Annotated in this window: 10 protein-coding genes; all 10 read left to right on the forward strand. The window is 62.8% G+C overall.

The window, feature by feature from the left end; all coding sequences use genetic code 11:
• Positions 1 to 609: flagellar hook-length control protein FliK (locus tag ACEW8G_RS14165; RefSeq protein ID WP_373489050.1), on the forward strand; the 609-nt coding region annotated here is incomplete at its 5' end.
• Positions 610 to 653: 44 nt separating this feature from the next.
• Positions 654 to 1223 (forward strand): flagellar basal body-associated protein FliL, encoded by a 570-nt coding sequence (fliL, locus tag ACEW8G_RS14170; RefSeq protein WP_373489051.1) that lies wholly within the window; start codon positions 654 to 656, stop codon positions 1221 to 1223.
• 23 nt (positions 1224 to 1246) lie between these two features.
• Entirely contained in the window at positions 1247 to 2161 is a 915-nt protein-coding gene (locus tag ACEW8G_RS14175) for a flagellar motor switch protein FliM (RefSeq protein WP_373489052.1), read from the forward strand.
• A gap of 8 nt (positions 2162 to 2169) precedes the next feature.
• Positions 2170 to 2541 carry a flagellar motor switch protein FliN gene (fliN, locus tag ACEW8G_RS14180; RefSeq protein WP_373489053.1) on the forward strand — a complete coding sequence of 124 codons (372 nt, stop codon included), beginning with the start codon at positions 2170 to 2172 and terminating at the stop codon, positions 2539 to 2541.
• A gap of 75 nt (positions 2542 to 2616) precedes the next feature.
• Positions 2617 to 2964, forward strand: coding sequence for a FliO/MopB family protein (locus ACEW8G_RS14185; protein ID WP_373489054.1), 348 nt, complete (start codon positions 2617 to 2619; stop codon positions 2962 to 2964).
• Between the two features lie 110 nt (positions 2965 to 3074).
• Positions 3075 to 3839 carry a flagellar type III secretion system pore protein FliP gene (gene fliP, locus ACEW8G_RS14190; RefSeq protein ID WP_373489059.1) on the forward strand — a complete coding sequence of 255 codons (765 nt, stop codon included), beginning with the start codon at positions 3075 to 3077 and terminating at the stop codon, positions 3837 to 3839.
• A gap of 25 nt (positions 3840 to 3864) precedes the next feature.
• The gene (locus tag ACEW8G_RS14195) at positions 3865 to 4137 is read left to right on the forward strand and encodes a flagellar biosynthetic protein FliQ (protein WP_373489055.1); all 273 of its coding nucleotides are present in this window, start codon (positions 3865 to 3867) and stop codon (positions 4135 to 4137) included.
• Positions 4134 to 4913: a flagellar biosynthetic protein FliR gene (gene fliR / locus ACEW8G_RS14200; protein WP_373489056.1), complete on the forward strand. Its 780-nt coding sequence runs from the start codon at positions 4134 to 4136 to the stop codon at positions 4911 to 4913. The genes ACEW8G_RS14195 and fliR overlap by 4 nt, the downstream gene beginning before the upstream one ends.
• 4 nt (positions 4914 to 4917) lie before the next feature.
• On the forward strand, positions 4918 to 6060 hold the full coding sequence (locus ACEW8G_RS14205) for a flagellar biosynthesis protein FlhB (protein ID WP_373489057.1): 1143 nt from the start codon (positions 4918 to 4920) through the stop codon (positions 6058 to 6060).
• Between the two features lie 73 nt (positions 6061 to 6133).
• Positions 6134 to 7039: a flagellar filament capping protein FliD gene (gene fliD, locus ACEW8G_RS14210; RefSeq protein ID WP_373489058.1), complete on the forward strand. Its 906-nt coding sequence runs from the start codon at positions 6134 to 6136 to the stop codon at positions 7037 to 7039.
• Positions 7040 to 7280 lie beyond the last annotated feature (241 nt).

Below are 7280 nucleotides of genomic sequence, written 5' to 3' on the forward strand. Positions count from 1 at the left end.
ACGACAAAAGCCCCGGGGGCTGACGCTCTGCCGCCAAGCTGGATGGCCGCGCTGAATGCTATATCGCCGCAGCCTGCGGGCGTGGCCACACCGGCGGCGCTCGCCGCCATGCCGCCATCCAGCCCGGCAGCCACCATGCACACTGAAACGCTCGCGTTCGATGCTGCCTTTGTCGCGGGCATCGAAACCCAGATCGCGCGGATCGCCAGTGGCGGATCGATGGTACGGATGCAGCTGATGCCCGAACATCTCGGGCGGATCGATATCGAAATGCTGGCCGGACCGAACCATGACCGGGTCCGTCTGATGACCGAGCACGACACCGTGCGCGATACCCTTGTGCTGGCCCAGTCGCGGCTTGAGGCGGAGCTGCGCCAGAACGGCCAGCGCACCGCCGATGTCAGCGTTGAGCTGCGTCAGCAGTCGGGGGGTTCATCGGGCAACTCAGCCGGTGGCCCCGGCAGCGGATCGATGCAGCAGCAACGCGGCCAGAACGGCGGCGATGTGCCTGGATCCCGCGATGATGCCAACCGCGATACCCGGCAAACGCGATCTGCCGAGGTCGAGGCCGCACCCGGTCGCAACCGCGGGAGCGTGCGTTATGCATAACCATCATATGATCAATGAACCACGTTTGTCCGGAGGCCAGAACAATGTCTGACAAGGATAAGGAACCCAAGAAAAAGGGCGGCTTGGTCAAAAAGCTGCTGATCCCGGTGCTGCTCGTGGCAGGGCTGGGCGGTGGCGGCGCGGCGGCAGGCTTTTTTGCCGCCGGGGCCTTTGGCGGCAGTGGACCGACGGAAGATCCCAATGCGCCCAAGGTGGTGATGAAGGATGGCAGCAAGGTCTCCGCCAGCGCGGCGGGCATCAAGGGTGCCCCCTCCGGCGCGGTCATGGATAGCAAGTTCAAGGTCACGTATTATCCCATGGAGCAGCCGTTCACCGCCAATCTGCGTGGTGACACCGGCTTTGCCCAGATGTCGCTCGCGGTTTCGACCTATTTCGACGAGAAAATCGTCGAGGCCCTCAAGGAGCACGACATTGCCGTGCGCTCGGCGGTGTTGATGACAATCAGCGAGAACGACGCGATGTCGCTCGAATCGATGGAAGGCAAGCAACGGCTGAAGCAGCAGATCAAGGATGTGATCAACAAGACACTGTCTGAAAAGGCGGGTTTCGGCGGCGTTGACGATGTCTATTTCACCAGCCTTGTTGTCCAGTAAGCCCAAAGGCAAGCCCATCCGCGATGACCAAGACCAAACCCAAAGACGCTGACGTCCAAGCCCCGCAGCGCGGCGTTGAGCACAGCTTTGCCCGCCAGGATGCCGACCAGAAAACGGTCGTGCCGGTGCTGCGCCGGGTCGCGCGGCAGCTGTGCAACGGCTTGCGAGCCGCGCTGGAGCCTATTGCCGGGGTAAAGCTGCGTATGACTGCGGCGGACCCTGAATTCATTCAGTTCGATGCATGGTGCGACCGCCAGACCGAGCTGGTCAGCATCACCCAGTGTCAGCTGCCACCGATGAAGGGGCGCATGCTGGTCAAGCTGGAACCCGCAATGGTCTCGGCCATGGTCGATGCCTTTTTCGGCGGATCGCCGCGCGAGGCAGCAGTTGCCAAGAAAGAATTTACCCCGACCGATATTCGCCTGATCGGGCGGATCGTCAAGTCGATTGGCGATAGCATCGGTTCAGCCTGGGCCGATGTCGGCAGCTTTGCCTGTCATCTGGGGAGCCATGCAAGCAGCGTCGACGGCGCGCGCATCGCACCGCCCAGCGCCCGCATGGTCGCGCAGCGTTTTCGCCTGACCTTGCCGGACAACAGCCGCTTCGAGATCGAGATGCTGTATCCGCTCGATGGGCTGCAGGCGGCCGACCAGTGCTTCACGCCGGTCAGCTTTGGCGATGAACGCGGGCCCGATCCGGTGTGGCGCGACCTGATTGGCGAAGCGCTGGCGGACATCAGCCTGCCCGCCCGTTCGGTGCTCGCGCGCCCGGTGCTCACCCTGCCGCAGCTCGCCGATCTGAAGCCCGGAGACATCATCCCAATCCCGCCCACGCGCAACCTGCCGCTGCTGGTCGGCGACCGGGTGTTCGCCCGTGGCAGCCTTGGCGAACAGAACGGGCTGACCGCATTTCGCATTGAAACCATAGAACGAGGATAGCCACGACGATGAGTGACATGAGCGAAGCCCCCCTGCCGGGCACCGGCGGCATGGCGATTGGCCATGGCCATGGCGGCAATGAAACAGGCGGCAACGGTCTGCATGAGGCGGCAAATCATTACCGCTTTCTTGCCGACATACCCGTGCGGCTGTCTGTCGAGGTCGGCAGCGTATCGCTGCGCCTGTCGGAAATCATGGATCTTGGCGAAGGTTCGGTGGTCGAACTCGATCGTCAGGCCAATGAGCTGCTCGACATCAACGTAAATGGCACGCTGGTTGCAAGAGGGGAAGTTGTCACTGTCGACGGCCGGTTCGGGATCCGGGTGGCCGAGGTGGTGACAAAGAATGTCGGCCAGGCACGGGTCGAACGGCGCATCTGACGGGTTGGCATCTCGCCGCCCGTCAGGCGCCCTTCGCGGGCGGCACGGCGGGCCAAGGCGAGAGAAGCGAACCCGATGACCTACTACATCATCAAACTCATCATCATGCTGCCGATCATGGCGGGCATGATCTACGGTGGCCTCTGGCTTTACAAGAAATACCAGCCCGGGTTGATCGCACGGCTTGATACCAGTGCCCGCGACCTCAAGGTCGTGGAATCGGTCAGCATGGGCGTCTCGGGCAAGCTCGCGGTCGTCGAGTTTGCTGGGCAGAAGATTTTGCTTTCGGTCACCCGCGCGCAGATCAACATGATCGCGAGCGCAGGGACGGCAACCAGTTCGGCCAGCGCTCCATTCCCCCCGGCGGCGCTGGCCGAACCTGACCGCGATCTGCTCAGCACCTTCAAGGGGCGCGGGGCATGAGCGTCATATTCGTTCAGCAGGCCTTCAATGCCGTTTTCCGGCGAACGCCGGAATTCAGGGGCAGCTACAGCGCAATCGCGCTACTGGACTCCAGCGTTCGCCGGAGAACGATGTACGCAGTTGCAGCGATTGTTCTGACAATCCTCGCACACCTCGTCAGCTCCCCCGCGCTGGCCGCCCCCGCCACACCCGGCGCGTCTGAAGCGCTGGGCAAGGCGCTCAACGATGTCGCAGGCGACGGCAAGCCGCTGACCTTGTCCTTGCAGATCCTCATCCTGATGGGGCTGCTCACCATTTTGCCGTCGATGCTGCTGATGATGACCAGCTTCACGCGGATCATCATCGTCCTGTCGATCCTGCGTCAGGCCATTGGCTTGCAGCAGACGCCGCCCAACCAGGTGCTGATCGGGCTGGCGCTGTTCCTCTCAATGTTCGTGATGGCGCCGACCTTTTCCGAGATCAACCAGCGCGCGGTCGCGCCCTACAGCGAGGATGAAATCGCGCTTGAGGATGCCATCGGCCTGTCGGCCGAGGTGTTCCACAAGTTCATGATCAAGCAGACCCGGCAGACCGACCTCAAGCTGTTCATGGACCTGGCCAAGGCGCCTGCGGTCGAAAAGCCTGCCGACATCCCATTCTCTATCTTGTTGCCCGCGTTCGTCACCAGCGAGCTCAAGACCGCGTTCCAGATCGGTTTCATGATCTTCCTGCCGTTTCTGGTGATCGATCTGGTGGTCGCCTCGACGCTGATGGCGCTGGGCATGATGATGCTGTCACCCACAATCATCTCGATGCCGTTCAAGTTGCTGTTGTTCGTGCTGGTCGATGGCTGGGCGCTCACCATGGGCTCGCTTGCCGGATCGTTCGTGGTCTAGCGGCAGCACAGGCAGAGAATAGAATATGGAACAGACCGACTATTTCATTGGCCTTGCGCAACAGACCTTGTGGGTCACCGCGCTCGCATCGGCTCCGTTGCTGATCCCCGCGTTGCTCGTCGGCGTGTTGCTGGGCATGGTCCAGGCCGCAACCTCGATCAACGAGGCGACGCTGAGCTTTGTCCCCAAGCTGATTGTGCTGGCCGTGGTGCTGGCGCTGTTCGGCGGGTCGATCCTCTATCTGGTCGCAGATTTCACCATTGAAATCTACAGCCGCATCCCGGACCTGCTGCTGTGATCGCACCCGGTTTTGCAGGCGTTGAGGCGCAATTGTGGGTGTGGATCATGGCGATGATCCGGCCCGGCGCGGCAATGATGGTGGCACCGGTGTTCGGTGCAACGTCGGTGCCTTTGCAGGTGCGCATCATCCTGTCGGCGATGATCGGCATCGCCGCCACCAATTCCACGCCGATGGTGTTGCCCGAGGGCACGCTTGTCAGCTTTTCCGGGCTGCTGTTCATCCTTGCCGAGGTGCTCGCGGGAGTCGCGATGGGCTTTGCGCTACAGGTCGGTTACTCAGCCGCCTTCGTCGCGGGCGAGACGATCAGCAACACCATGGGTCTGGGCTTTGCCTCAATGAACGACCCGATGACGGGCGCATCGACCCCGGTGATCGGCCAGTTCCTGTCGATCATCGCGGTGCTGCTGCTGCTGGCGATGGACGGGCACCTGATGCTGATCGCGATCATCGTGCAGAGCTATGTCTCGCTGCCGCCGGGCGATGCGTTTCTGTCGCCCGATGTGATCTTCAACCTGGTCGAATTTGGCGGCACGCTGTTTGCGATGGGTCTGGTGATCGCGCTGCCGGTCGGTGCCGCGCTGATCCTGGTGCAGGTGGTGATGGCGATGCTCGCGCGCTCCGCGCCGCAGCTCAACCTGTTTTCGGTGGGCATTCCGGTGGCGGTGCTCGCGGGCATCCTGCTGCTGGCGCTTGCCGCGCCGGTGCTGGCCGATGGCGTGATGCGCGCCATCGAGGCCGGGCTCGAGCAGTCCGAAGTGATGGCGGGGGGCTGACGCCATGTCGAACCAACCCCCCGGTGGTGGTGAAAAAACCGAAGCCCCGACCGAAAAGCGGCTGCGCGATTCGGTCCAGAAGGGCGATGTGCTGCAGTCCAAGGAGCTGGGCACCGCGATGATCGTGATGGGCGGGACGCTCGCGTTTGCCGTGTTCGGCGACATTCTGGTTGGTTCGGTGTCGTCGATGCTGCGCGCCGGGCTGAAGTTTGATCTGCAGGACGTGACCGATTTCAATGTCGGCACCCGCACGATGGTGCTGGTCATGCCGCTGCTGCTGCCGTTCGGCGCGCTGTTCGGCTTTCTGATGCTCGCGGCGATTGCCACGCCTGCATCCTTGGGCTCGCTCGGCTTTCGCTGGCAGGCGCTCAGCCCCAAGCCGAGCAAGCTCAATCCGATGTCGGGCCTGAAGCGCATGTTTGGCATGAACGGCCTCATCGAACTGGGCAAATCGATTGCCAAGGTGTTGTTGATGGGCGCGGTCGGGATTGCGCTGATCCTCTATCTGCTGCCGCGCATGGCCGAGCTTGGCCATGGCGATGTGCGCGCCGGGATCGCCGATTTCGGCAGCCTGTTTGCGATGACGATGATGGCGATGGCAGGGTGTCTGGTGCTGATCGCGATGATCGATGTGCCCGCGCAGTGGTTCCAGCGCACCAAGAAGCTCAAAATGACCAAGCAGGAGGTCAAGGACGAGCACAAGGAAACCGAGGGCTCGCCCGAACTCAAGCAGCAAATCCGCCGCCGCCAGTATGAGGTGCTGAACAATTCGGCGCGTCAGGCAGTCGAGGACGCCACCGTCATTCTGGTCAACCCGACGCATTTCGCGGTCGCGCTGCGTTATGACCGTGATCGCGATGCTGCGCCGGTGGTGCTGGCGCGGGGCAGGGGCGCAATTGCGCAGGCAATGCGCGAGCTGGCGATGGAAAAGGGCGTGCCGATCATGCGCTACCCGGATCTCACGCGTGCGATCTATTTCACCTCCAAGCCCGGCGCGATCATTGACGAGCGGCTGTATATGGCGGTGGCGACATTGCTCGCCTTCATCTTCCGCCTGAATGCCAATGTAGAGGTCGGCATCGGTCAGCCCGATCTGCCGGTGCCGCCGGACATGCGCTTCGACATGGACGGAAAGCACAAGCCATGACGCCCGATACACCGCACAAACCGCTTAAGAATGCGGGCTTCGCGCCGTTACTTGAACCCATGAGGATATGGCCATGGTGATCAGCAGCAGCATTTCAAATCTGGTGTCGGGCTTTACCGGCGTCAACAGCGCGCAGCTGGTCAACGATCTCGTCGCTGCCACGCGCGCGCCAAAGGCGCAGGCAGTGCAGCAGCGCCAGTCGCTCAATCAGGCGCGCATTTCGGCGCTCGCGTCGGCCACCGGCGCGCTCGACACCTTCTCCACCGCCTTGACCGAAATCCTCAACGGACGGCAGTTTTCAGGCGCGCTTATTTCGACGCGCGGTGATCTTGCCGCAGCCACCTTCATCCCCGGGCAAAAGCCGCAGGGCCTGCCCGCGACGCTTGAGGTCATGCAGCTTGCATCGGCCAAAACCGTCGTATCAGCCACCTATTTTTCCGATGCCAATGCCGCCGTTGGCGAAGGCACGCTGACGCTGGCCAACGGATCGGGCAGCTTCGATATCGTCATCGACGCCAGCAACAACAGCTTGTCGGGCCTGCGCAACGCAATCAACGCATCGGACAGCGGCGTGACCGCATCGATCATCACTGACAACAATGGCGCGCGGCTGGTGCTGCGCGGCGCAGAGGGCGTTGCCAACGATTTCACGGTCAGCGGCGCACCCGGCGGGGCATTGAGCCAGATCAGCGCCGCTGCCGACAGCATTGTCCGGGTCAACGGCATTGAGCTGACCAATTCGTCGAACCAGATCGACACTGCCGTTCCGGGCGTGCGCATCAACTTGCTCGCGGCGGCGCCCGGTACCAATGTGGTGATCAGCGGAGACCAGCCGACCACCACGGTCAAGGATCTCGTCAACGAGTTCGTCAAGGCCTACAACGACCTGCGCACCGCGCTGAACGATGCCACCGCGCCCGGCCTTGATGGCGCGAGCGGCGGCCCGCTGGCCGGAGTCCTGCTCGGGCACGAGCCCTAAGGAGTTACGACTGCCATGTTTTGTCGGGGCGCTGTCGGAACCTGAAGGGCGGCCTGGACTTGTGCCTTGCGACGTGGGATGGGCGGCAATCGCCTTGCGGCTCTTGGCCCTCCCGGGGAGGCGCGCCGCCCCTCCTCCGGCTGCTCCTCCCCCTCGTCCCTTCCTCGGCTGGCGTGCTACCCTCTACCGCTGTGTCTCCCAGGGAATTTGCCCGATGAACTTTCTCGAACAGCTCCGCCGC

Source organism: Blastomonas sp., from assembly GCF_041747255.1.
Lineage (GTDB): Bacteria > Pseudomonadota > Alphaproteobacteria > Sphingomonadales > Sphingomonadaceae > Blastomonas.

Coding starts and splice junctions, on each gene's coding strand:
- fliL (WP_373489051.1), top strand. CDS start 654: ATGTCTGACAAGGATAAGGAACCCAAGAAAAAGGGCGGCTTGGTCAAA.
- ACEW8G_RS14175 (WP_373489052.1), top strand. CDS start 1,247: ATGACCAAGACCAAACCCAAAGACGCTGACGTCCAAGCCCCGCAGCGC.
- fliN (WP_373489053.1), top strand. CDS start 2,170: ATGAGTGACATGAGCGAAGCCCCCCTGCCGGGCACCGGCGGCATGGCG.
- ACEW8G_RS14185 (WP_373489054.1), top strand. CDS start 2,617: ATGACCTACTACATCATCAAACTCATCATCATGCTGCCGATCATGGCG.
- fliP (WP_373489059.1), top strand. CDS start 3,075: ATGTACGCAGTTGCAGCGATTGTTCTGACAATCCTCGCACACCTCGTC.
- ACEW8G_RS14195 (WP_373489055.1), top strand. CDS start 3,865: ATGGAACAGACCGACTATTTCATTGGCCTTGCGCAACAGACCTTGTGG.
- ACEW8G_RS14205 (WP_373489057.1), top strand. CDS start 4,918: ATGTCGAACCAACCCCCCGGTGGTGGTGAAAAAACCGAAGCCCCGACC.
- fliD (WP_373489058.1), top strand. CDS start 6,134: ATGGTGATCAGCAGCAGCATTTCAAATCTGGTGTCGGGCTTTACCGGC.